This window comes from Acinetobacter calcoaceticus ANC 3811 (assembly GCF_000399665.1).
Classification (GTDB): Bacteria; Pseudomonadota; Gammaproteobacteria; order Pseudomonadales; family Moraxellaceae; genus Acinetobacter; species Acinetobacter calcoaceticus_B.
Genome location: NZ_KB976986.1, coordinates 33,916 through 58,541, shown reverse-complemented (window position 1 = coordinate 58,541; position 24,626 = coordinate 33,916). Strand labels below are relative to the sequence as shown.

At 37.8% G+C, this 24,626-nt stretch carries 14 protein-coding genes and 1 tRNA gene; 5 read left to right on the top strand and 10 right to left on the bottom strand.

From position 1 onward, the window contains the following. Positions 1-117: 117 nt before the first annotated feature. Together F935_RS01530 and greB are read right to left on the bottom strand one after the other, a co-directional pair. Positions 118-207, bottom strand: a tRNA-Ser gene (locus F935_RS01530). A gap of 89 nt (positions 208-296) precedes the next feature. Then, on the bottom strand, positions 297-791 hold the full coding sequence (greB, locus tag F935_RS01525; protein ID WP_016137284.1) for a transcription elongation factor GreB: 495 nt from the start codon (positions 789-791) through the stop codon (positions 297-299). A 372-nt stretch (positions 792-1,163) separates the two neighbouring features. Here greB and F935_RS01520 point away from each other — a divergent pair, with 372 nt between their 5' ends. Continuing rightward, complete coding sequence (locus tag F935_RS01520; RefSeq protein WP_016137283.1) at positions 1,164-2,273, top strand: MltF family protein; 1,110 nt, start codon at positions 1,164-1,166, stop codon at positions 2,271-2,273. A 91-nt stretch (positions 2,274-2,364) separates the two neighbouring features. Here the strand turns inward: F935_RS01520 and F935_RS01515 are convergent, their stop codons facing one another. Together F935_RS01515 and ttcA are read right to left on the bottom strand one after the other, a co-directional pair. Beyond that, a complete protein-coding gene (locus F935_RS01515; RefSeq protein ID WP_002118641.1) occupies positions 2,365-2,748 on the bottom strand; it encodes an SCP2 sterol-binding domain-containing protein in 384 nt (127 codons plus the stop codon). A 205-nt stretch (positions 2,749-2,953) separates the two neighbouring features. Further along, positions 2,954-3,859 carry a tRNA 2-thiocytidine(32) synthetase TtcA gene (ttcA, locus tag F935_RS01510; protein ID WP_003650120.1) on the bottom strand — a complete coding sequence of 302 codons (906 nt, stop codon included), beginning with the start codon at positions 3,857-3,859 and terminating at the stop codon, positions 2,954-2,956. A gap of 504 nt (positions 3,860-4,363) precedes the next feature. On the opposite strand from ttcA, the gene F935_RS01505 reads away from it, so the two are divergent. Next, complete coding sequence (locus tag F935_RS01505; RefSeq protein ID WP_035365987.1) at positions 4,364-5,233, top strand: lytic transglycosylase domain-containing protein; 870 nt, start codon at positions 4,364-4,366, stop codon at positions 5,231-5,233. Between the two features lie 246 nt (positions 5,234-5,479). Beyond that, positions 5,480-6,385, top strand: a complete 906-nt coding sequence (gene htpX, locus F935_RS01500) for a protease HtpX (RefSeq protein ID WP_005307880.1) — start codon at positions 5,480-5,482, stop codon at positions 6,383-6,385. 49 nt (positions 6,386-6,434) lie between these two features. On the opposite strand, the gene F935_RS01495 is transcribed toward htpX, so the two are convergent. Then, positions 6,435-7,010 carry a DUF4112 domain-containing protein gene (locus tag F935_RS01495; protein WP_016137281.1) on the bottom strand — a complete coding sequence of 192 codons (576 nt, stop codon included), beginning with the start codon at positions 7,008-7,010 and terminating at the stop codon, positions 6,435-6,437. Between the two features lie 72 nt (positions 7,011-7,082). Then, on the bottom strand, positions 7,083-10,178 hold the full coding sequence (locus tag F935_RS01490) for a multidrug efflux RND transporter permease subunit (protein ID WP_016137280.1): 3,096 nt from the start codon (positions 10,176-10,178) through the stop codon (positions 7,083-7,085). A gap of 263 nt (positions 10,179-10,441) precedes the next feature. On the opposite strand from F935_RS01490, the gene F935_RS01485 reads away from it, so the two are divergent. Beyond that, positions 10,442-11,584, top strand: coding sequence for a glycerophosphodiester phosphodiesterase (locus F935_RS01485; protein ID WP_016137279.1), 1,143 nt, complete (start codon positions 10,442-10,444; stop codon positions 11,582-11,584). Positions 11,585-11,629: 45 nt separating this feature from the next. Here F935_RS01485 and F935_RS01480 read toward each other — a convergent pair whose 3' ends face one another. Continuing rightward, on the bottom strand, positions 11,630-12,592 hold the full coding sequence (locus F935_RS01480; protein WP_016137278.1) for an MBL fold metallo-hydrolase: 963 nt from the start codon (positions 12,590-12,592) through the stop codon (positions 11,630-11,632). A 106-nt stretch (positions 12,593-12,698) separates the two neighbouring features. Between F935_RS01480 and F935_RS01475 the strand changes: the two genes are divergently transcribed. After that, positions 12,699-13,073, top strand: coding sequence for a diacylglycerol kinase (locus tag F935_RS01475; protein WP_016137277.1), 375 nt, complete (start codon positions 12,699-12,701; stop codon positions 13,071-13,073). Positions 13,074-13,245: 172 nt separating this feature from the next. On the opposite strand, the gene groL is transcribed toward F935_RS01475, so the two are convergent. The 3 genes from groL to F935_RS01460 all read right to left on the bottom strand — a co-directional run bounded on the left by groL (position 13,246) and on the right by F935_RS01460 (position 24,421). Further along, positions 13,246-14,880 (bottom strand): chaperonin GroEL, encoded by a 1,635-nt coding sequence (gene groL / locus F935_RS01470; protein WP_016137276.1) that lies wholly within the window; start codon positions 14,878-14,880, stop codon positions 13,246-13,248. A gap of 58 nt (positions 14,881-14,938) precedes the next feature. Then, complete coding sequence (locus tag F935_RS01465; protein ID WP_002120604.1) at positions 14,939-15,229, bottom strand: co-chaperone GroES; 291 nt, start codon at positions 15,227-15,229, stop codon at positions 14,939-14,941. Positions 15,230-15,469: 240 nt separating this feature from the next. Then, positions 15,470-24,421: an Ig-like domain-containing protein gene (locus tag F935_RS01460; RefSeq protein ID WP_016137275.1), complete on the bottom strand. Its 8,952-nt coding sequence runs from the start codon at positions 24,419-24,421 to the stop codon at positions 15,470-15,472. Positions 24,422-24,626: the final 205 nt, after the last annotated feature.

Genomic DNA, 24,626 nt, shown 5'->3' with positions numbered 1-24,626 from the left:
TAGGCACATATTTTTATAAAAATTAAATAGCGTTATTCAAAATTGATATAAGCAGAGAAAATAAAAAAACAGGCATAAAAAAAAGCCCTCGTCATTAACAAGGGCTTTTTAAGAATTTGGCGGAAGCGGTGAGATTCGAACTCACGGAGGACTCACACCCTCGTCGGTTTTCAAGACCGGTGCATTAAACCGCTCTGCCACGCTTCCAACGAGCGCTATAATATAAATAAAAACTCAAGTTGGCAAACCTTTTATTTAACTTTTAATTCAAACGCTCAAAATAAATACAAATTAATTTAGTTTTCTGGGTTTCCGTTCTTTTCATAACGAATTGTATTGATATACCAAAGCTTTTTTCCAGATGGTGTGTGTACTTCAATCTCATCATCTACTTCTTTGCCAAGCAGTGCGCGAGCCATCGGCGATTCAATTGAGATATGTTGCGGGTGATGATCATAAATTTCATCGATTCCCACAATACGTAAAGTTTTTTGCTCGCCTTCTTCGTTTTCAATCTCTACCCAAGCTCCGAAGTAAACCTTTCCGTCTTGCTCAGGTGCGTAATCAATAATTTTTAATTCTTCTAAACGTTTTCCTAAATAGCGTACTCGTCGATCAATTTTTCTAAGGAGCTGCTTATTGTATTGATAATCGGCATTTTCACTGCGGTCACCTAAGCTTGCAGCCCAATTCACTTTCTTAGTGATTTCCGGTCGTTCTTCATGCCAAAGTTGTTTTAATTCAGCAACTAATTTGTCATGCCCTGACCGAGTAATTAAGTTAGATTTCATGATTAAAAACCACTGTTCAACAACATATCGCTTACAAGATGTAGCATTTTATACCCTATTTTCTCATATCAGAAGTGTATAAATTTTCTTCCTTAAGAAATTCATGTGTTTATGATGATATATCGAATATTTAATTGTACGAAATTTGACAATACTTTTTTTCAATACTATGATGCGCGCAGATTAAATGTTGAGCATTTTTTAACCTTTTAGACAACTATGTAGATTTTCTACACAGTTTGTTTTTTTCATTTCATGTCATTTTGAATGACGTCATGACTGCCCACCCCTTATTGAATTTATCAACTTTTAGAAGTTATGGCAGCTTATTGTCTGACTTTTTGGGCATAAATTATCTGTAGCGGAGACAACATGCACAGTAATTCAAATTCAGGGTCGAGGCTTTGCCTTAACTCTTTATTTTCTTCTCTCCCGTTAAAAGCACTTGCACTCAGTACTATGCTTTTTCCATTTAGTATTAATGCAGGAAAAACCCTACAGTACAATACTGTAGTAAACACAAACACTCTAACTGTTGTTGCGGTAGAAAGCCCGACAACCGTTTTCAAAGAAGATCAGTTTTTACATGGTTTTGGTTACGACTTAGCCCGTAACTATGCACAAACTCTTAATGTAAAGCTGGACTTTAAAATCGTGGCAGACAATGCCACTGCACTTAGATGGGTTCAGCAAGGTAAAGCAAACTTTGCGATGACGACCGCTGGTTTAAGTACCATCGAGAACAAAGGTTTAATATCTTTTTCTGCAAGTTGTGGTGACACAGTCGATTTGCAAAAAAATGGTTTAAATCCTGAGTTAAGCTGGGTGTTTAAACAAGCTGATGACCCGCTCACCCAGACCGCTAGTGGCTATGTATGCCAAAGTAAGCAAAATGGTGTGACTCAGCAACTCGCTTCTTTCTATAACCGCAATGTGGTGAAACCAGAGTCTTGGTCAACCATCCAACGTGACTTAACGACGCGTTTACCGATTTATAAAGCGAGCTTTAAACAAAGTGCAGCTAAATACGATCTCGACTGGCATTTACTTGCCGCAATTGGTTATCAAGAATCATATTTAAAGCCAGAATCTGTTTCTCCCACAGGTGTTCGTGGCTTAATGATGCTGACCAATAGCACTGCTCGAGCAATGGGTGTAAGCAATCGTAGTGATCCAGCTCAAAGCATTCAAGGTGGCGCGAAGTATTACGACCAGATGTTAAGTGAATATGATGATATTCCTTTCCCTGATCGGAACTGGTATGCGCTGGTGGCCTATAATATGGGACCAGGTGCGGTAAACCAGATTCAGAAGCGCTTGCAAGCACAAGGGAAAGATCCGAACCAATGGGTTAATCTCTACGATTATTTGCAAAGTAATAAAACGCGTAATGGTCGATATAAGCAAGCGGTTCAATATGTCACTCGTATTCGTGCTTATCTTGAACATATCAAAACAGCGCAAACACGAATCAATATCTAATTTTTATTGTTTAAAAGTTGATAAATTCTTTGTTTGTGTGAATAAAAAGCTTACCTCTTGGGGTAAGCTTTTTATATGAATTCTTTTAGATTTAAGCTGTATGCTCTAATACTTTCTTAAATAAATCTTTTTGTTCTTGGCTTGGCTTAGCTGTTTGTAAAGCCATTAATTGAGACATATCGCCTTGAACTTTAATTTTACCAGTCATGAATGCCTGCATAGCAGCAGCCATATCAAACTCTAAGAATACTTTACGTAAAGTTTCAGCATCCATATTTAAAGTTGTTTTGGCATTTGAAGACAAACCTTTTTGGATTTTACCCCCATCTAAAGCTAATTCGGTATTTCCAGAAGCATCTGTAACTACTAAATTAATTGCCAAATTCGCAAGAGCAGGTGGCAAATTAAGATCCCCTGCTTCAGCAGTTAATTTTTCGACAGTAGCAAACCAATCTTCAGTTAAAAATGCAGGCATGATTCTTCCTCAAATTTATTTGTTCAATTTCTCTAGTTGTCTATCCAGACAACATCATGTGAAGCAATTCTGCTTGAGCGTTGTTATAGCATGTAATTTAAATTTAGGGCTATGACTTTTTGTACGCAACATTCATTTTTTAGTATTTTGATACATTAAAGGCACTTGTTTATAAAGTGCCTTTAACATTGTCTATGTCTAGCGTTTATTCAGCAGCAAAGCTTAAGTTCACGACATCTAAACGGTTTTTGAGCTCTTCCGGATCTTTAAAATCTAGCTCGCGCTGAGAATCTAAAGCTTCGAAATCGAACAATTCACGGTCTGCTAACTGAGACGGTGATACGTTTTGTAACGCACCGAAAATACTGTGTAAGCGTTTCGGATATTGTTTATCCCAGTCACGTAGCATTTCATTAAGCATGGCACGCTGTAAGTTTTCCTGCGAACCACAAAGGTTACATGGAATGATTGGGAACTGACGTAACTCGGCATATTTGATGATGTCTTTTTCTTCAACATATGCCAATGGACGAATCAGAATATTCTTCTTATCTGATGATAAAAGCTTTGGAGGCATCGCCTTTAAGCTACCACCATGAAACAGATTTAAGAAGAACGTTGCAAGGATGTCATCGCGGTGATGTCCTAAAGCAACTTTAGTCGCTCCAATTTCTTGTGCAAAGCCATATAAAGAACCACGGCGTAAACGCGAACATACTGCACAGTAGGTTTTACCTTCTGGCGTTAAACGTTTGGTAATGGTGTAGGTGTCTTTTTCTAAAATGTAATATGGAATGTTATTTTCTTCCATATAACGAGGTAAGACATCTTCAGGAAAGCCGGGTTGCTTTTGGTCAAGGTTAACCGCAACAACATCAAAATTGATTGGTGCAATACGTTTAAACTGCAACATGATATCGAGCAAGGTATAACTGTCTTTACCACCAGACACACACACCATGACCTTATCGCCCTCTTCAAGCATATTGAAGTCACGAATAGCATGTCCAACTTGACGGCGAAGCTTCTTGAGCAAACGGTAATAGGCCGAGCTTGTTGGAAGTTCAGGCTTAAAATTAAATCCCTGATTGGACTCAACTGGCGCGTACATAGACGAGATATACCCATAAATAAAAATACCGCGCAATTTTATATGATTCGGAAGAGAATCGCACCAAAAGAATAGTTTCAATTCTTGAAGTCGTCACATTGCTCATGCATGATGCAAAAGTCGTGCTCTATTTTGACTGAAGCGTTCAAAAATTGTGCAAAGTGCTTACTTTTTGGACTTTTCCACAGTTTTCCACAAAACCTGTGGATAAAATTGTGGATTTCTTCGTACTTGACAAACTGTTTAGACCTTCTGTTAAGGGTTTTATTTAAATTGATCATTTTTTAGCCAATGTTTTTTATCATTGAATATCAACATGTTATTCAAGTCAATAGAATCATTTTAAAAATAATTTTTAATTTTTTTTGATGAGCATTCGAACAAAACAGCTTGATTTTTTGAAAGAGTCGAAATAAAAAAAATTACACAAAAGTTCTTTCTGTAATATTTTTTGATAAACTCTTCGACAAGTTTTGAATATCTTAAAATTGTGAATAACATAAAATGAAAAAACCGGTTCAATTTCTTTTTTCTTGTTTACTGGGGATGACTACTTTTTCGGTCGGCATAACGTCGAGCTCAGCAGGTCAAATGTATGTCTACCAAGATAAAAATGGTAGTACATTGCTGACTAACCGAAAAAGTTATGATCAGTCACTTAAAAAAGTAAAAATGACGTATTACCCTGACAGTAATATTCATAGTTATACAAATTGGGGAGCATCAGAAGCTTCTGTTCTGCCAAGCTACAATAAAAATAAAAATGCTTTTGACCATATTATTAAACAAGCTGCTCTACAGCATGGTGTATCTGAAGGCTTAATTAAGGCTGTCATGCATACCGAGTCAGGATTTAATGCAAATGCCCGTTCTCCTGTGGGAGCGCAAGGTCTTATGCAACTTATGCCGGCGACTGCACGTCGATTTAACGTGACCAATGCCTTTGATGCTCAGCAAAATATCTTTGCAGGTGCAAAATATTTAAGCTGGTTGCTCAAGCGTTTTCGTGGCAATACGCAAATGGCACTTGCTGCTTACAATGCTGGTGAAGGAAACGTTGATAAATACGGCGGCATTCCACCTTTTCGTGAAACCCAAGATTACGTGCGCCGTGTAACGAGCCGATATCAAAACTTATATTCATCTGGTTCAGGTTTTTCATCTTTTTCCAATAGTTCTAATACTTCAGCACAAGTCCCCTCTCAACCTTCTAATTTAGTGGAAAACACAACAGCTCAAATAGCACCACCAGCTCCTAAATATTCTTCCTCTCGTCAAATTGTGACTTTATCAAATGGCACATTTACTGATGCGCCTACCGGTACTTATGTCACAAACAACGCCACGGCAACTGCACATATTCGAATAGAATAAGAACGTTTACTGACGGTTTATTCCGTCAAGTTTCTGTGCTTTAAATTGTAATGATCTATTACCTGATCCTTACCATTTAGGCGATTTTAGCCAATTATTCTTTAAATTTAGGTACATTCTGCTAAATGAAAGAATGTATCAATTCCTTATTTTTTTCTTGAATTTTTCCCCTAAGCCCCGCATATTAGCTGCATGATTTAGAATTTGTAAATCAGATAACATTTTATTTATAAGAGGATTTTCTCAATGATGCGGATTGGTTTGTTTTTGCTTACCAACCTCGCGGTACTGGTTGTAGCTGGCATTATTTTGTCACTCTTCGGTGTCGGTAGTTACCATGGCGCGGGTGGCTTAAATCTAGGCAACCTTTTAGTGATCTGTTTTGTGTTTGGTATGGTGGGATCTTTAATCTCGTTATTCATGTCAAAATGGATGGCTAAGAAAACGACCGGTACAGAACTGATCGACCCGAATGCTCCTCGTAACCAAGCTGAAAGCTGGTTATTGCAAACAGTCGCTGAACTTTCTCAACGTTCTGGTATTAACATGCCAGAGGTTGGTATTTTTCCATCATATCAATCCAATGCCTTTGCAACAGGCTGGAATAAGAATGATGCCTTAGTTGCCGTTTCATCTGGTCTCCTTGAGCGTATGAACAAGGATGAGCTACGTGCTGTGCTTGCGCACGAAATTGGTCACGTTGCGAATGGTGACATGGTTACCCTAGCACTCATCCAAGGTGTCGTGAACGCCTTTGTTATGTTCTTTGCTCGTGTAGTCGGTGATTTTATCGACCGTAATGTTTTTGGTCGTCAAGATGATCAAGCCCCAGGTATGGGTTATTTCCTCATTACCATGGTATTAGATATCGTCTTTGGTATTCTCGCTTCTGCCATTGTGATGTGGTTCTCTCGTTATCGTGAATACCGTGCTGATGAAGCAGGTGCACGTTTAGCCGGTAAACAAGCAATGATTTCTGCATTATTACGTCTCCAAGCTGAGACAGAATTGCCAGATCAAATGCCAAAAGAAATGAAAGCTTTCGCGATTGCGGAAGGTAAAGAACAAGGCTTTAGCTTAGCTGCTTTGTTCCAAACCCACCCAACAATTGAACAACGTGTGGCAGCTTTACATCAATTAGATTGCCCATAAAACGTTTAACGTGAAGAAATAAAGCCTCCAACTGGAGGCTTTATTTTTATTACATGGTTTGATAGAGACCCCAAAGATAACTTGCACCCCACCAAACAGCGAAGCCAATTAAAAACAGTACAAACGCGCCTAATAAATCGGGTATATGCAACCATAACCAACTCACCACAGGATTACGCCAGAAGGCTGAGTGCTGCTGCTTCTTTTCGAGCTTTTCATGCAAATATGGATGAACAACATGAATATCACTTTGAATCGCATATTCTTCGCGTATGTGGGTATGAACCACATCTAAGGCTTTTCTACTAGGCCGTATAAATATATCGAAAATAGTCCCAGCAACAGGAACAAAACCTACTACAGCATCTACGACAGCGAGTTTTATGACTGGAGTTAACTTGTGTTGTGGTACACCAATCTGTTTAGCTTTATAAATCGCATAACACGTCAGCACAAAACCAGCGACATCACCGGCAATTGGAATCGTGCTCAGTGCAGCATCGGCCCCAATGCCCTGCTTTGTAAAAGGAATGCGTACTGCGCTATCCATCATGGTGGCAAACTTGGCTAGGTCTCGTTCTAATGCGATGACCTGTTGCTCTGTTAATTTTTTTTCTTGAGGCATCTAAATCAAATATATGAAGAGAAGTTAAACTTAATATACTTGATTTGATGCCTCTTTTTAAATTGTTTACTTTTAACTAGACGCTTTCGATCTAAATAATGAACGCAATAACACATACATAACTGGAATAAAGAATAAAACCAGCACCGTACCAAACATCACTCCACCTAAAATACTAATACCGATTTCTTGACGGCTCACAGCCCCAGCACCTTGAGCAAAAACGAGAGGAATCACACCTGCACCAAAAGCTAAAGATGTCATTAAAATCGGTCTTAGACGCAAGCTAGCGCCCTCTAAAGCCGCCTGAATGGCATTCCTACCCTTTTCTTGAGCCAACGCTGCAAACTCAACAATTAAAATTGCGTTTTTACATGACAGACCAATTGTGGTTAACAGTGCAATCTGGAAATACACATCATTTGGTAGTCCGAAAATATATGAGAATATGACACTTCCTCCGACACCTAGCGGAATAGAGGTCATCACAGCGGCTGGAATGCTCAAGCTTTCATATAGAGCGGCTAAACATAAGAAAATAAAGCCGGCCGAAATTAAATATAACCAGACAGCCTGATTTGTCGACTTCTGTTCTTCAAAAGATAAACCTGTCCAAGCTAAACCAACATCTTTTTGCTGATTTACAAGTTGCTCAACATCTTTCATTGCCTGACCTGAACTGCTGCCACTCGCAACATCCGCCTGTAACTGCAAGGCACTATAACCCATATAACGTTTTACGATTTCAGGAGCACCGCCCCAGCTAAAGTTAGCAAATGAACTAAAAGGCACCATTTCATTTTGGTTGTTACGCACAGACCAGTTATATAAATCTTCAGGTTTTGATCTGAACTCGGCATCCCCTTGAATCATGACACGCTTAATACGACCACGGTCAATAAAGTCATTTACATATGTTCCGCCCCACGCACTCGACAAAGTGTTGTTAATTGCAGGAAGTTCTAAACCATTTGCTAACGCTTGTTTCTGATCAATTTTGATATTGAGATTTGCTTTACTATTGGTTGATTGCTTATCAAAGTTTTCAAAAGTTGAATAATTTTTACTTTGAGTTTGCAACTGACGGAAAGTGCTATCTAGAAAATCTTGTCCCTGCCCATTTAAATCTTGAATCCATAAATCCATACCATCGGTTTGACCTAAACCATTTACCGAAGGGGGTAAAGTCACATTAATTTGAGCATTATTTAATTGACTAAAATATTTCATTGCCCGCTTTTGTATAGCATCCGCTGAGTTTTCTTTTCCAGTACGCACATCCCACGGTTTTAAAGCAATGAACCCTTGCGCCAAGTTCTGCCCTGTACCCGAATTGTTTCGACCATAGCGGATTAAAACTAAATCGACATTTTTATCTTCTTGAGTCAAGAAATATTGACGAACTTGTTCACCAATTTTCTGACTTTGAGAAATTGGAGCACTATCAACAAGCTTAATTTGAACGCTTAAAATCCCTTGATCTTCTTTAGGAATAAATCCACTTTTTAAACCGCTATAGAACAGCATAAAAACAGCAATCAAAGCCACAAAAATCACGACAACCGATTTACTATAACGAATGCTTGTTTGAACAATCTTGATATATTGATTTTTCAGTTGATCAATCTTTTGATTAAACCAAACTGCCCAACGCATAGGCTGAGGATTAGGCTTTAAAATTAAGGCACACAATGCTGGTGTTAGGACTAATGCAACAACAAGCGATAAAGCCATAGCCGCAACTAAGGTAATGGAAAACTGGCGGTAAATTACCCCAATTGAGCCACCTAAAAAAGACATTGGAATAAAAACAGCAGTTAATACCAATGTAATCCCAATTAAAGCACCACTAATTTCGCCCATTGACTCAATGGCTGCCTCTTTCGGTGTTAAGTGCTGTTCATGCATGAGCCGTTCAACGTTTTCCACCACGACAATTGCATCATCGACTAACAAACCAATAGCGAGTACCAGCGCAAATAACGTTAAGGTGTTAATACTAAAACCAAGCACATATAAGACAGCAAAAGTTCCTAAAATAACAACCGGAACGGTAATACTCGGAATGAGTGTCGCGCGCCAGCTTTGCAAAAACAGGAACATCACTAAAATAACTAAAATAATCGCTTCAATAAGGGTCTTTACAACTTCCTTAATCGACTCTTGAACAAACGGCGTGTTATCACGTGGATAAACAATTTTATAACCCGCAGGTAATTTAGTTGTAAGCTGATCTAGAGTTTGATGGATGAGTTTAGAGGTCTGAATGGCATTTGCACCCGAAGACAGTGAAATACCTAAACCTGCGGCAGGATAACCATTAATGGTGTTAAATGACTGATAGTTTTCTGCACCTAACTCAACTCTAGCAATATCTTTTAAATAGACATAACTCGCTGTTTGATTTGATTTTACTACAATATTTTTAAAATCTTCGACTGTTTTTAGTCGAGAACCAGCTGTAACTTTAGTATTTAAATATTGCCCATCAATAACAGGTAAATCGCCAATTGCACCCGCAGCCACTTGGGTATTTTGAGCGGTAATTGCACTGGCAACATCACTTGGCATTAAATTATATTGTTTTAATTTATCAGGATTTAACCAGATTCGCATTGCATATTGCGAACCAAAAACATCGGACTCACCCACCCCTTCAATACGGTTCAGGTTATCTACCACATGCGTCGTTAAATAGTCTGATAGCTCAATATTCCCCGCTTTACCAGTCGAGTCATATAAACCTACCACCATAAAAGTATCGCCCAGAGACTTACTTACCGTCACCCCTTGGCGTTGTACTTCATCTGGTAAACGTCTTATCACGCCACTAATGCTATTTTGTACTTGCACCTGTGCCGTATCTGGATTTGTTCCATTATCAAAACTAATCGTAATTCGGCTACGTCCCGACGAATCACTTGTAGAGCTGAAATAAAGTAAGTGATCAATACCTTGTATTTGCTGTTCTAAAATCTGAGTAACACTTTGCTCAACCGTCTGTGCATCTGCCCCACTATAACTTGCCGATACTGTAATTTTTGGTGGTGCAATATCGGGATAGCGTTCTACTGGCAAATTCATAACCGAGAAAATACCAAATGCCATAACAATAATTGCGAGTACGCTGGCAAAAATAGGGCGCTGAATAAAAAATTTAGATAGCATGGCTGCTCAAAATTAAGTCGTCAATTAACAGGTGGCAATACCGAATTCGGCATCATGATCATCAACGAGCGATATATAAAAGACAAGTAGAATTAACACAATAAATGCAATTAGGACAAAAACAAAGCAGGAATAGGCATTTCCTACAAAGCCATAAAGAAGGTTTTAACAAGTGTCACTGAAAATTCATGAATTCTTCATGATCACGTCAAGTTCAATGAGCAAACTAGAGCCGTTTCAATTAAAACAATATGAGTAAAATTATGTTTAAAAGAGCAATTTTATGCTTAAGTTTAATTAGCTTGGTTGGCTGTAATGACGATGATAAAACTGAAAACACACCAACTACACCAGAGTATCAACTACCTAAGATTTTAGTAATTGGGCACCGTGGCGCTAGTGCTTTACGCCCTGAACACACTTTAGCTTCGTATCAAAAAGCCATTGATGATGGTGCAGATTTTATTGAACCAGATTTAGTCTCTACACAAGACGGCGTGTTAGTTACTCGTCATGAAAATGAGATTGGTGGAACAACCAACGTAAGTACTTTAACTCAGTTTGCAGACCGTAAAAAAACAAAAAATATTGACGGCAAAGACTTAACGGGTTGGTTTACAGAGGACTTCACTTTAAGTGAATTACAGCAACTTAAAGCACGTGAACGTATTCCAGAGTTCCGACCTGCAAACACAGCCTATAATGACCTTTACCCTGTCCCGACTCTAGAACAAGTGATTGAGCTGGCTGAAGCAAATTATAAAAAAACGGGAAAAATTATTGGTTTATATATTGAAACCAAACATCCGAGTTACTTTAAAAATCATAATCTGGCAATGGAAGATACCCTTCTAAAAACATTAGCCAAATATAAATATACACGTGATATTGCACCTGTCTATTTACAGTCTTTTGAAGTGAGTAATTTAAAATATTTGAAAGATCAGCTCGACCTTCATAAAACCATTAAACATGCACAAATTATTCAATTATATGACGCTAAAACTTCTCAACCAGCCGACTTCGTTGAATCTGGTGAAACTAGAACTTATGCTGATTTAGCCACAGCACAAAGCTTAAAAGACGTAGCTAAATATGCAAACGGGGTAGGTCCAAGTAAAGGCTATATTCTGAACTTTAATGACAATGGCTCAGTTCAAACGACTTCGTTTATTTCTGATGCGCATGCAGCTGGTTTAAAAGTACATCCTTATACTTTCCGTCCAGAAAATAATTTCTTACCAAAGCCTTTAAAATGCAGTCAAGATAAACCAGCTGAGCGCTGCCCAACTGGTGCTTTAAAAGAGTTTGAAGCCTATTTCAAAGCGGGTGTTGATGGGGTCTTTACAGATGACCCAGCACTTGGCCGTGAAGCTGTTATTAATTATGAAAAAGCCGCAAAATAATTAAAGTTTTTAATGAAAAAACAGGGCAATAAATGCCCTGTTTTTTTATTTCTCTACAACATTATCAAAATAGAGAGGAATCCACTGATATTGCTCAGCGTTTACTTTATAAACATGGCCAATGCCTGGGAATGGTAAATGTGGTGCTGCGACCCACTGCTGTTTATTTGAAATTTCAGCGAACATTTTTAAACGGGTATTAATCGCCTGCTCAGAATTCACATCAAAATCCACACCTGTTTTTGGAGCATCAAACTGCAAAGAATGTGAGTGAACGATGTCTCCGACAAAAATGATTTGTTGATCATTACTCTTTAAGCGAAAGCTATGATGACCAGGTGTATGACCACGCGTATCGATCACTTCAAAGCCTTGAATGACATCACCATCTTTAAATGTCTTGAATGCTTTTGTTGCTTGATATGGAGCAAGTGCTGCTTTTACATTTTTAACAGTACCTAAATAATTTGCTTTTTGATTCGCTGGCACTGTTTTTTCAGAAGCTGGATTTAACCAATAATCAGCCTCGCGTTCATGTGCATAAACGGTTGCATTTGGAAAAACAGCTTTCCCATTTTGAGCAATTCCGCACACATGGTCTGGATGTAAATGTGTGAGCAACACTGTTTTTACATTTGCCAGTTGATACCCTGCCAATTCAATATTTTTTGCAATCGAACCAAGTTGTGGACCAAAGCAACTTGCTGCACCACTGTCGACAAGCGTCAAACTTTTGCCATCATCAACTAAAAATGCATTGACCGAAGTTTGAATACCCTTCTCATTCACAGCAGCATATTTAGTTAATATTTTAGTTTTCTGAGTCTGATTTAAATTTTTAAACAAGTCAGGATTTAGATAAATCGTACCATCAAGTAAAGAAGTCACACGGTATTTGCCGAATTGATGCTTATAATATCCAGGTACTTGTTGAGTAGGCGCTTGCTCGGCATACGCAGCATGCATGCTACAAAATGCAAGACCCAAAGCTACACATAATTTTTTCATCTCTTCTTCTCTATTCAGTTATAAAGTCAAAATCTTTAAAAAAGATTTAATAATTTTTTAAGACCCAAATTGTATAATGCATGAAATGTGTCAGAAATATAAGTAAATGAATAGCTATTCTCCTTATAAGGGCAAAACAGGCCTTAAGCGTATATTAAATGCAACGGGCTACTCGATTTCCGGATTTAAAGCAGCTTATAAAAATGAAGCCGCTTTCCGACAAATTGTTTTAATTAATCTTATTTTAATTCCAGTCAGTTTTTTTCTTGATGTAACCCGCAGTGAACACGTATTACTCATTATTGTATGTTTATTTGCAATGATCGTTGAACTGTTCAATTCAGCTATTGAAGCAGTCGTTGATCGAGTTTCTCTTGAAAAACATCAGCTTTCTAAAAATGCAAAAGATATGGGAAGCGCTGCTCAATTTGTCGCACTTTCTATCATTGCCATTACATGGTTGTTCATTTTATTAGGATAAAAAAAACCATGCTTATAAGTAAATAAGCATGGTTGTAACAAAGAGGAACTTCTAGCTGCTGTTCCTGTTTTTTAATATAAGTGATTGAACTTAACTATTTCTTAAAATCACGTAAAAATAAAAAATCCCTGTATAAAACAGGGATTTTTTTGGTTAAGGGGTTGATGCGTTATTACATCATGCCGCCCATACCACCCATACCGCCCATATCTGGAACAGCTGCTTTATCTTCTGGAAGGTCAGTAATCATACATTCTGTAGTTAACATTAAACCAGCTACAGAAGCAGCGTGTTCAAGTGCAGAACGAGTTACTTTAGCAGGGTCAAGAATACCCATTTCTAACATATCGCCATATTCGCCAGTTGCAGCGTTATAACCGAAGTTACCTTCACCAGCTTTAACTGCATTAATCACTACAGATGGCTCATCACCAGCATTTGAAACGATTTGACGAAGTGGAGCTTCGATCGCACGGCGTAAAATATTGATACCCGCAGTTTGATCTTCGTTAGCGCCTTTTAGGTTGTCTAATACATTTACAGCACGTACTAGCGCAACACCACCACCAGCAACCACACCTTCTTCAACTGCTGCACGAGTTGCATGAAGTGCGTCGTCTACGCGGTCTTTCTTCTCTTTCATTTCAACTTCAGTTGCCGCACCGATTTTAATTACAGCAACACCGCCTGCTAATTTAGCAACACGTTCTTGTAATTTTTCACGGTCATATTCTGAAGAAGATTCTTCAATTTGAGCACGGATTTGTTGAACACGTTCAGCAATAGCAGCTGCATCGCCAGCACCATCAACAATCACAGTGTTTTCTTTAGAAACAGTGATCTTGTGTGCAGTACCTAAATCTTGAAGAGTCGCTTGCTCTAAAGACATACCAACTTCTTCAGAAATAACAGTTGCGCCAGTCAAGATCGCGATGTCTTGAAGCATTGCTTTACGACGGTCACCAAAGCCAGGAGCTTTAACAGCACATACTTTGATAATACCGCGCATGTTGTTTACAACAAGCGTAGCAAGCGCTTCGCCTTCAACATCTTCAGCAATAATAAGAAGTGGTTTACCAGTTTTCGCAACTGCTTCTAAAACAGAAATCAATTCACGAATGTTACCGATTTTCTTGTCAACAAGAAGGATGAACGGGTTTTCAAGCTCAGCAGTTAAAGTATCTTGCTTGTTTGCAAAATACGGAGAGATATAACCACGGTCAAACTGCATACCTTCTACAACGTCTAATGCGTCTTCGAAGCCAGAACCTTCTTCTACAGTGATTACGCCTTCTTTACCTACTTTTTCCATCGCTTGAGCGATAAGTTTACCAACAGTAGTATCAGAGTTAGCAGAGATAGAACCAACTTGTTCGATCGCTTTAAAATCATCAGCAGGTTTTGCATTTGAACGGATATTTTCAACTACAGTTCTTACTGCGATATCGATACCACGTTTTAAATCCATTGGGTTCATACCTGCAGTTACAGATTTGATCCCTTCATTTAAAATTGCTTGAGCAAGTACAGTTGCCGTTGTTGTACCGTCACCAGCGATGTCGTTAGTTTTGCTAGAAACTTCACGAACAAGTTGAGCACCCATGTTTTCAAACTTGTCTTTTAATGAAATTTCTTTAGCAACAGTTACACCATCTTTAGTGATGTGCGGAGCGCCGAAAGAACGGTCAATAACAACGTTACGACCTTTAGGGCCTAAAGTCACTTTAACAGCATCTGCAAGTACATTTACGCCTGCAATCATTTTTGAGCGAGCTGAATCACCAAATTTTACGTCTTTAGCTGACATATTAAACTCCGAATCTTTTTAAATACTGAATCTGATAATGGATTGAGTTATGGATTGATTAGCCTTCCAACACAGCTAAAATATCTGACTCTTTCATGATTAAGAGTTCTTCACCACTTACTTTCACTGTTGTACCTGCATAAGTACCAAACAATACTTTGTCACCAACTTTAACATCCAAAGCACGTACGCCATTCTCAGTGATTTGACCATTACCTACTGCAATTACTTCACCTTGAGATGGTTTTTCAGCAGCAGAACCTGGAAGTAAAATACCACCAGCAGTTTTGGTTTCTTCTTCTACGCGACGAATTACAACGCGATCATGTAATGGACGAATGTTGCTCATAATTAACTCCACCAGACTTAGTCTTTTTGATTAATTGCTATTGCCTTAATCCAGAGCAATAACAAAATATTTAGATGTCACTTTTGTGGGGATGAAAAAAAAGGCTTCAAGGGGAAAATGAAAAAAAACTTATCTTTTTTGGTCATTTTTTAACAAGTTGTGAAGAGTTTTTATTAAAATTAAAGCACAAAATAAAAGAGGCTATTTTCATAGCCTCTTTTATTAATAAAAATAATAATATTAAACAATGATTTGCTGATTATTCAACAGTTCATCCAAGGTTGTATTTACATGATTTAAAGTAATCAATGAAATACTACTAAATATTGTACCCTCACCATCTCGGTCAAGACTAATAGTCGTATTTCCAGCATCTTGTTCTACAGTAATAAATTTAGCTAATGTGCTCGGATCTCTAGAATAGTCAATTAATAGTTCACTTAAATTAATTTTGTCAGCTTGGAGGTCAGTTCTTACATCACCTAAAGTAAAATCTAACACCGTGTCGTGTCCATTCCCGCCAGTCGCATCTTGGCTATTTAGCAATTGGAACAAAATGGTATCAGCACCGTCATTAGTCATATAGGTATCGTTACCTTCACGCCCATTCAAAACGTTATTACCAGAGTTACCTGTTAAAAGATTATCTAAAGCATTACCTGTTGCATTCAGATGAGCAGAACCAACCAACTCCAAGTCTTCTACATAACGCCCGCTTTCTAGACCTGTCGACCAATCAGAATATCCAACCAAACTATAACTAACAGAGCTAATTATTTTATCGTGTCCACCAAAATCAACATCTCTGTAGCCAGATTCAACAAGTTGACTCTGCCAATAACCGCTTTCTACGAAAACATCTTGATAGTGGCTAGTATCTACCCAAACATCTTCATAACGACTCAGATCAACATAAACGTCTTCATAATGACTAGTATCAACCCAGCCTTCGTCTGAACGTATATAGGTCAATTCATAACCTTCTTGCCATTGTCCATTCGCAAAATCATAATATTGTTGTTCATATCGACTATAGTCGCTCTCTGATGTTCCATTATCTATATAAGTTATATTATCCTGATTTATATATATTTTTTGTACAGTTGAATAACCGCTTGTGACCCATTGTGAATCATAATAACCATCAACAAACCATATCTGTTCATAATGACCTTCAGTGACCCATTCTGGATATGTATAGCTATCATCAATCCAAACATCTTTATATGTTGCATACGGCTCAACAATATATTCTTGAACAAAATCACCTATAGTATCAATGATATAAGTATTATCTGTAGCATCACCTATAAACTGATCAACCGTGATCTTAGGTAAATCATTAATCGCTTTGCTGATAGTTTCACTACGATTTCCTGCACGATCAATAACAGTAATATCAAATGATGTCGCATTCTCATACATATAAGTAGAGAAAGTTCCATCTGCCATGACCATAGTATTTGTTACAAAAGGTTCTTGATCAGCAAAATGATATGTAACTTCAAGAGTAGCCTTACTTTCTGCATGCCCCGTGAGCTCATCCCATCCCTTCATAGCAAGCTGTGTGGCTACATTCGGTGCTGTTGTATCATTTATAGCAACAACCGTTGTACCCTCACTCTCATTTTGATTGGCATCAACTACTTTTACCGTCAATGTTTCACCATGCCAATATTGTGACCATAAGTATGTTGTGAAACTTCCATCATTTCTGACAGTAGTTTGACCAACTAAATTATTATCATCAAAAATATTAACAGTTGAATATGCTTCCGCTTGTCCTGAAAGTACATTTCCATCTTCTAAGACAAGCTGAGTTGCTGCATTTGGTGCGACGATATCTATAGGTGCGGTAATTTCGGTGTAAGTGCTTAGATAGCCATTTTGTTCCACAACAATGCGTAAGGTCTGTCCACTCACCTGAGGTGAGTACAACTGGATATTAAAGTGTCCTGTTTCATCTACAGAACCACCACCAATATGATTAGTATACACATCAAAAATATATACATAACTACTTGCTAAAGCAGTCCCCTCAATAAACAAACCATTTTCAGAAACAACAATATGCTCTGCTGATGGAGGTGCATTAGTATCTGCATTAAAAGTAATATTCAATGGTGTACTTATATTTTTGGCTAAATCTATTACCGTGATAAATAATTGCTCTCCACGTAATATAGGTGGATAAATATTAGCATTGAAATATCCTAATTCATCCGATTGAGATTCTGCTCGTAAATTCCCATCCGCATCCATTACCTGAATGATTGCTTTTGAATCAGTGTGGCCTGAAATTCCCTGACCATCATTGTTAATCACCACATCGTCAATCACTGGAGCAATATTGTCTAAAGGCGCAATAATTTCAGAGATTGGGCTATATTGATTGGTATTTTGGTCATAAACTCGAACTTGTAATATCTGTCCCTTTAGATAATAGTCATTTAACTCAATAGCAAAACTACCATCTTCGTTCACGACACTGTTCCACCCCCAATTAATGCTTTGACCATCCGCGGATGTAACAACAATCGTCATTCCTACTGTCGCCTTACCTGTAAGAATATGGCCATCAACATCCAATTTTAGCTCTGTTGCAGCAATTGGTGAGTTCGTAAATACAGGTACTAACTGATGAACAACTTCACTTCGGTTGCCAGCAATATCTTTGACAACAATACTCAAATTTTGTGTCTGATATTGACTCAGATTGATCCATTGATAAAATTTTCCATCATATCCAACATACATTGTTGTGATAACTGCACCATATTGATCAATAATTTCAACAGTTGTATTTGGTTCAGCCTCACCAAAAAGCAATCCGTCTGAGGCTAATGTAATATTTGCAGCAGCTGGCGGTGCGACATCATCAATTAAAGCATTTTGTTTAACCTCAATACTTCGGTTACCTGCTATATCTACAACGATGAAAGTTAATTCCTCTCCATGTAAATAGACTTGATTAAAATAACCTGACACATTACCCGCACCATCTACATAACCAGAACCTATCACCTCACCCGCAGCATTTTTGACTTCAATCCGAGTATTTACTTCTGCTTGCGCCGTAAAGTTTTGACCGTGAGAGTCGAGCACAATATTCTCAATCTGATTTGGTGCGGTATCATCAATCAAAGCATTCTGCTTGACCTCTGTACTAAGGTTCCCCGCTCGGTCAACGACAACAAAAGTGAGCTCTTCGCCATGTAAATAGACCTGATACAAGTAACCAGAAACATTACCCATGCTATCGGTTGAACCAGATCCCACCACCTCACCAACAGCATTTTTAACTTCGATTCGACTATCTGCTTCCGCTTGCGCTGTAAAGTTTTGACCATTTTCATTCAAGACGATGTTTTCAATCGGATTTGGTGCAACATTATCAATCAAAGCACTTTGCTTAAATTCAATACTTTGATTGCCTGCTTTATCTATAACGATAAAAGTGAGTTCCTCACCTTTTAAATAAACTTGGCTAAAGTGACCTATCACATTACCAGTGCTATCGACATAACCATAACCGACAAACTCACCCGCAGCATTTTTGACCCCAATAAAACTATTTGCTTCTGCTTGTGCCGTAAAGCTTTGACCATTTTCATTAAAGGTAATATTTTCAATCGGATTTGGTCCAATGGTATCCATCAAAGCATTTAACTTCACTTCATCACTACGGTTACCCACTCTATCTATGACAACGAAAGTTAATTCTTCTCCATGTAAATAGACTTGATACAAGTAACCTGTCACATTACCAGCATCATCCACATAACCAGAACCGATAATCTCACCTGCAGCATTTTTAACTTCGACCTGAGTATTGGCTTCTGCCTGTGCTGTAAAATTTTGACCATTCGTATCAAATACAATATTTTTAATTTGGTTTGGTGCAACATCATCAAGTGGAGCCTTAACTGAAACAGCTTCACTCATATTTCCAGCTCGGTCTTTAACAATGACTGTAAATTCTTCACCATGTAAATTGTAGTTACCTAGAGAAATGTTGAATGTACCATCAGCATTTACACTCTGACTCCACGTATTCACCTGTTGATCATTCTGATCAAAAATCTGGATAAAGGTATTTAACTCAGCTACACCAGAAAGAGAGGAACCATCTTCACTGAACGTGAGATTACTTGCAGCCATGGGAGCAATATCATCAAGTGGCGCTTTTACAGTAACCGCGCTACTCAAATTACCAGCCCGATCTACTACAACTACCTTAAATTCTTCGCCATGCAAGTAATTAGTATCTAATGAGACGCTAAATGTTCCATCCCAATTAACATTATTATTCCAAAGATTTACTAATTGACCATTCTGATCAAATATCTGAATCGTAGCATTTGGCTCAGCCATACCAGTTAGAAATGAACCATCTTCACTAAATATTAAATTAGTTGCATTTTCCGGTGCAGTATTATCAAGAAAGGCTGTTTGTTTTACTTCAACGCTGCGATTACCGGCTTGATCAATCACAACAAAAGTAAGTTCCTCACCTTTTAAGTAAATTTGATTCAAGTATCCTGAGACATTACCAGCACTATCTACATAACCTAAACCTACAACCTCACCCACAGCATTTTTAACTTCAACTTGAGTATTTGCTTCAGCTTGCGCTGTAAAGTTTTGACCGTTTTCATTGAAGATGATGTTTTCAATCGCATTTGGTGCAATATCATCAATCAAGGCATTTTGTTTGACCTCTGCACTTCGGTTACCAGCTCGGTCAACTACAACAAAAGTGAGCTCTTCTCCATGTAAATGAACCTGATATAAGTAACCTGAAACATTACCCATGCTATCGGTTGAACCATATCCTATGACTTCACCAACAGAATTTTTGATTTCAATCTGAGTGTTTGCTTCTGCCTGAGCTGTAAAGTTGTGTCCATTGATATCAAATACAATATTTTCAATCGGATTTGGTACAACATCATCTGTTAAAGCATTTTGCTTGACTTCAGCACTACGATTACCCGCTCGGTCAATTACAATAAAAGTGAGTTCCTCACCTTTTAAATAAATCTGATTCAAATAACCTGAGACATTACCAGCACCATCTACATAACCAGAACCGATGACCTCACCCGCAGCATTTCTAACTTCAACTTGAGTGTTTGCTTCTGCTTGTGCCGTAAAGTTCTGTCCATTTGAGTCGAGTACAATATTTTCAATCGCATTTGGTGCAATATCATCAATCAAAGCATTCTGCTTGACCTCTGCACTACGGTTACCTGCTCGGTCAACGACAACAAAAGTGAGCTCTTCGCCATGTAAATAGACCTGATACAAGTAACCAGAAACATTGCCGGAGCTATCTGCGGAACCATAGCCGATGACATCACCATTGGCATTTTTAATTTCAATCTGGCTATTTGCTTCAGCCTGAGCTGTAAAGTTCTGACCATTGATATCTAATACAATATTTTCAATGGGATTTGGCGCGGCATCGTCATTCAAAGCATTCTGCTTGATCTCTGCACTACGGTTACCAGCTCGATCAATCACGACAAAAGTAAGTTCCTCACCATGTAAGTAAACTTGCTGAAAATAACCAGATACATTACCTGAGCTATCGGTATAGCCAAAACCAATCTTATTTCCAGCCTGATCTAATACATCAATAGAGCTTCCAGCTTCTGCCTGAGCTGTAAAGCTTTGGCCATTTTCGTTAAAGATGATATTTTCAATCGCATTTGGTGCAATGGTATCAATTAAAGCATTTTGCTTAAATTCGACACTGCGGTTACCCACTCGATCTATAACAATAAAAGTGAGTTCTTCACCATGTAAATAGGTTTGATTGAAAGAGCCTGAGACATTACCAGCACTATCTGTAGAGCCCCAACCCGTCTGATTACCCAATGAATCAAAAACTTCAATCTGACTATTTGCTTCTGCTTGCGCTGTAAAGTTTTGACCGTTTGCATCAAGTAACATATTTTTAATTGGATTTGGCGCAATATCATCAAGTGGAGCTTTAATTGAAACAGCTTCACTCACATTTCCTGCTTGGTCTTTAACAGTGACTGTGAATGCCTCTCCATGTAAATTATTGCTACCTAAGAAAACAGTAAATGTACCGTCCGAGTTGACGGTATTATTCCATATATTCAATGGCTGACCATTATGATCAAAAACCTGAATCGTAGTATTCAGTTCTGCTACACCCGTAAGATATGAACCATCTTCTGAGAAAACTAAATTACTGGCTGGTGTAGGAGCAACTGTATCAGCGGTAATTACAGTATCGGTGCTTACTTGTCCACGGGCATCCTTAATTGATAAGAACAACTGCTCACCATCAACAAGAGGACGATCAAGCTGGAGTTTAAAATAACTTGATCCATTCCAGCCGTTATCTTCACCGACTTTAATTTCAGCTACGACTTCACCTTTGGCATCTTTAACAACGAGAGTACTATTATTTTCAGCTTGCCCACTTATCACTCCGTCCGAAGTAAAGCTATCTACATATGGGGCAAAAGCATAGTTAGGCGCCTGTATCTGAGCAGCTAAACTTATATTTCCATTTACATCTGTAGCCGTAACATAAATTGTCTCAGCATTAGTTAAAAACATACCTAGTTCTATCGAGAAACTTCCACTCTCGTCGGTCCAGTTATTCCAAAACCATTTATTAAGAATGTTTCCTTGTCCATCTTTAACCAAAATTTCAGAGAAAGGTTCTGCATGACCATAAACTAAATCACCAGCATCATTGAAATTTAAATCTGTTGGAACAGGTGGAGGAGTCAGATCTACAACAATATTCTGCTCAGGGCTCATCAAACCTTTATTATCAATAATTTGAACAGAAATCTGCTCTCCATCAATTAAAGGACGGTTTACACTCAAGCTAAAATGACTAAATTCATTCCAACTATTGTCATCACCTATTGTAACTTTTCCTAATTCATTACCGTCAGCATCACGCACGATTACTGTACTATTATTTTCAGCAAATCCAGAAATTAAGCCTTCTTGTGTAATACGTTCAACATATGGAATATAAGCAAAGTTTGGAACTTCGATTAGGGCTTCACTCGTATTTTGATTTTTATCTACTACTTGTACGGTAACCGATTCACCTTCTTTTAAAAACTGGAACACAGGTAAACTTGCAAAACCTTGCTCATCTGTAACCCCTGTAGCAATTAAATTGCCGTCTCCAGAAAATGCACGAATAAAGCTGTTCGGCTCATTGACATGTACTGATAAAGTTTCGCCACTGATATCAAATTGTGGATTTTCTAAAAATACTGCGGGTGTATAGTCTGCGGTAATATATTGTGGATGGCCTGAAACATTATCTTTATCTGTAGAGATAATAATTTGAGTCCCTTCCTCTAAAGGCTGATCAAGGGACAAAGTAAATGGTCTAACTTCACCTAATGCCATTACACTAAAAGGCGTAATACCTGACTCATCAAATACAATAGAGTTAAACTCTTGTAGAATATTTCCATTCTGATCTTTTACAATAAAATGACTACCTTCAGTAGCATAGCCGCTGATTACACCTTCTGGACTAATTCGTAAAATACTAAGAGCTGGAACTTCAGCAACTAGTCCAATTGATGAATTTTCACTGCTGTATCCATTATGCGTAGCAACTGCATAAACCTCATCATTTGAGCTAATTGAAAGGTTTTGTAAGGTAAATTTACCCTCATCATTAGTTATTGTACTTGCAAGCCAATCACCATTTTTATTGTAGATATCGACCTTGCTTCCTTTATATGCACTACCTGAAATGATAGCTCCATCTATATTGTTAACAGTTAGTGAATCTAGGATTGGTGAATTCGGAGTATGATCTACATTATAAGTTTGGGTCTGTTTAATAATCGCTGTATTACCAGCTTGATCAGTAAGACTGATATCAATTGATATATTGGTTTGCGACTCTTCTGACCACAGAAACTCTGCTGGAATTTCAGCAACCCATTCTTGGGTCACTTCATCGAAATGAAAGTTATAAACAACATCGTTTAATGTCGTATTTACTGAAGTCAGTGAGCTATTTAAATCTGTTGGTAGATTATCGACTTCAAGTCTTATAGGAATAACTTGATCTTTTTCAACTAGGCTTATTGTATTGTCTTCGGTAATCGGCTTTACAATTACTGTAGTTGATTCAATATTTAAAGAATTATCTACAACGACTTTTTTTACATTAGTTTCTGATGTATTACCTGCAACATCTGTCACCACAGCTTTATATTGATAAACACCATCAGCTAAATCTTTTTGTTCAGCTGTTGTTTCCTGCCAAGTTTTTCCTTCATCTTTAGAAATTTCATAATGGTCTAGTAACGCAGCTTGTTCTCCGATCACAACCGGTTGAGCTAGCTTCAAAGTAAAATTATTATCTTGCGTAATCTGATCTGTTGCTGAAACACCTGTATCGCTCAAATCAGATAAAGTTAGTTCACCTGCTTTTGGCGCGGTGGCATCCACAACGATTTTTTGTATAGTGGTTTCCGATGCATTTCCAGCCCGGTCTGTTACTACAGCTTTGTAAAGATAACTTCCGTCAACTAAATCTTTTTGAGCTACTGTTGTTTCTTGCCACGTCTTACCATCATCGGTAGAGATCAAATACGTTACTCGGCTGCCACTTTCCTGACCTTCAAGCTTTAAATTGAAGTTTTTATCTTGCGTAATCTGATCCGTTGTTGATGCCCCTGAATCTAAAAGATTTTTGAGAATTAAATTACCTGGCTCAGGGGGTGTCGTATCTTTAGGATCTTCCCGTGACAATAAAGCAATCGTTCCTGCGCCCGCTAACGCACTGACTACTCCAGACCAGATAGGTACAGAAGAGGAAGAATCTATAAACTTTGGTGCATCTTTTAATTCTAAATAATTAACGGTGGTCTGTCCGGTGGCATCTTCACCCAAATTGGCAGTCCAATAACTCTGCCCTTCATTTAAAAGAATTTGCGGGTTTTCGCTAATAAAAAAGTTTTCTAAAACAATTTCAGTTCCATCTTTTAGATGAATAATTGCATTATTTCCATCTCTTGTTATTGAAGCAATTTTGTCTGGATTTATATCAAGTTTTGCGATTGTTTTAGGATCTATTACAATATTTTTTGTCTGGCCTACATCAATATCAACTATATTATTTTTTGAAGCATTATTTGCCATTAATGATACTTGTACCATTTTTCCACCATGAAGTTTTAAATAATTATTAAGTTCTTCTAAAATATTAAGTCAAATAGATACTCATTTTATAAAATATTATTAAATTCCATAAAATACTAAAACCATTATTATAGCTGCTTGAAAATTGCGGCTTTTTATATAGTTAAAATTTTTATGTATCCATTAATATTATTTTTAAAATGATAAAACATTTAGAATGTTT

What these genes read in the sequence shown, in the direction of transcription:
- greB (WP_016137284.1), bottom strand. Translation starts at nt 791, where the DNA reads ATGAAATCTAACTTAATTACTCGGTCAGGGCATGACAAATTAGTTGCT.
- F935_RS01520 (WP_016137283.1), top strand. Translation starts at nt 1,164, where the DNA reads ATGCACAGTAATTCAAATTCAGGGTCGAGGCTTTGCCTTAACTCTTTA.
- F935_RS01515 (WP_002118641.1), bottom strand. Translation starts at nt 2,748, where the DNA reads ATGCCTGCATTTTTAACTGAAGATTGGTTTGCTACTGTCGAAAAATTA.
- ttcA (WP_003650120.1), bottom strand. Translation starts at nt 3,859, where the DNA reads ATGTACGCGCCAGTTGAGTCCAATCAGGGATTTAATTTTAAGCCTGAA.
- F935_RS01505 (WP_035365987.1), top strand. Translation starts at nt 4,364, where the DNA reads ATGAAAAAACCGGTTCAATTTCTTTTTTCTTGTTTACTGGGGATGACT.
- htpX (WP_005307880.1), top strand. Translation starts at nt 5,480, where the DNA reads ATGATGCGGATTGGTTTGTTTTTGCTTACCAACCTCGCGGTACTGGTT.
- F935_RS01495 (WP_016137281.1), bottom strand. Translation starts at nt 7,010, where the DNA reads ATGCCTCAAGAAAAAAAATTAACAGAGCAACAGGTCATCGCATTAGAA.
- F935_RS01490 (WP_016137280.1), bottom strand. Translation starts at nt 10,178, where the DNA reads ATGCTATCTAAATTTTTTATTCAGCGCCCTATTTTTGCCAGCGTACTC.
- F935_RS01485 (WP_016137279.1), top strand. Translation starts at nt 10,442, where the DNA reads ATGTTTAAAAGAGCAATTTTATGCTTAAGTTTAATTAGCTTGGTTGGC.
- F935_RS01480 (WP_016137278.1), bottom strand. Translation starts at nt 12,592, where the DNA reads ATGAAAAAATTATGTGTAGCTTTGGGTCTTGCATTTTGTAGCATGCAT.
- F935_RS01475 (WP_016137277.1), top strand. Translation starts at nt 12,699, where the DNA reads ATGAATAGCTATTCTCCTTATAAGGGCAAAACAGGCCTTAAGCGTATA.
- groL (WP_016137276.1), bottom strand. Translation starts at nt 14,880, where the DNA reads ATGTCAGCTAAAGACGTAAAATTTGGTGATTCAGCTCGCTCAAAAATG.
- F935_RS01465 (WP_002120604.1), bottom strand. Translation starts at nt 15,229, where the DNA reads ATGAGCAACATTCGTCCATTACATGATCGCGTTGTAATTCGTCGCGTA.
- F935_RS01460 (WP_016137275.1), bottom strand. Translation starts at nt 24,421, where the DNA reads ATGGTACAAGTATCATTAATGGCAAATAATGCTTCAAAAAATAATATA.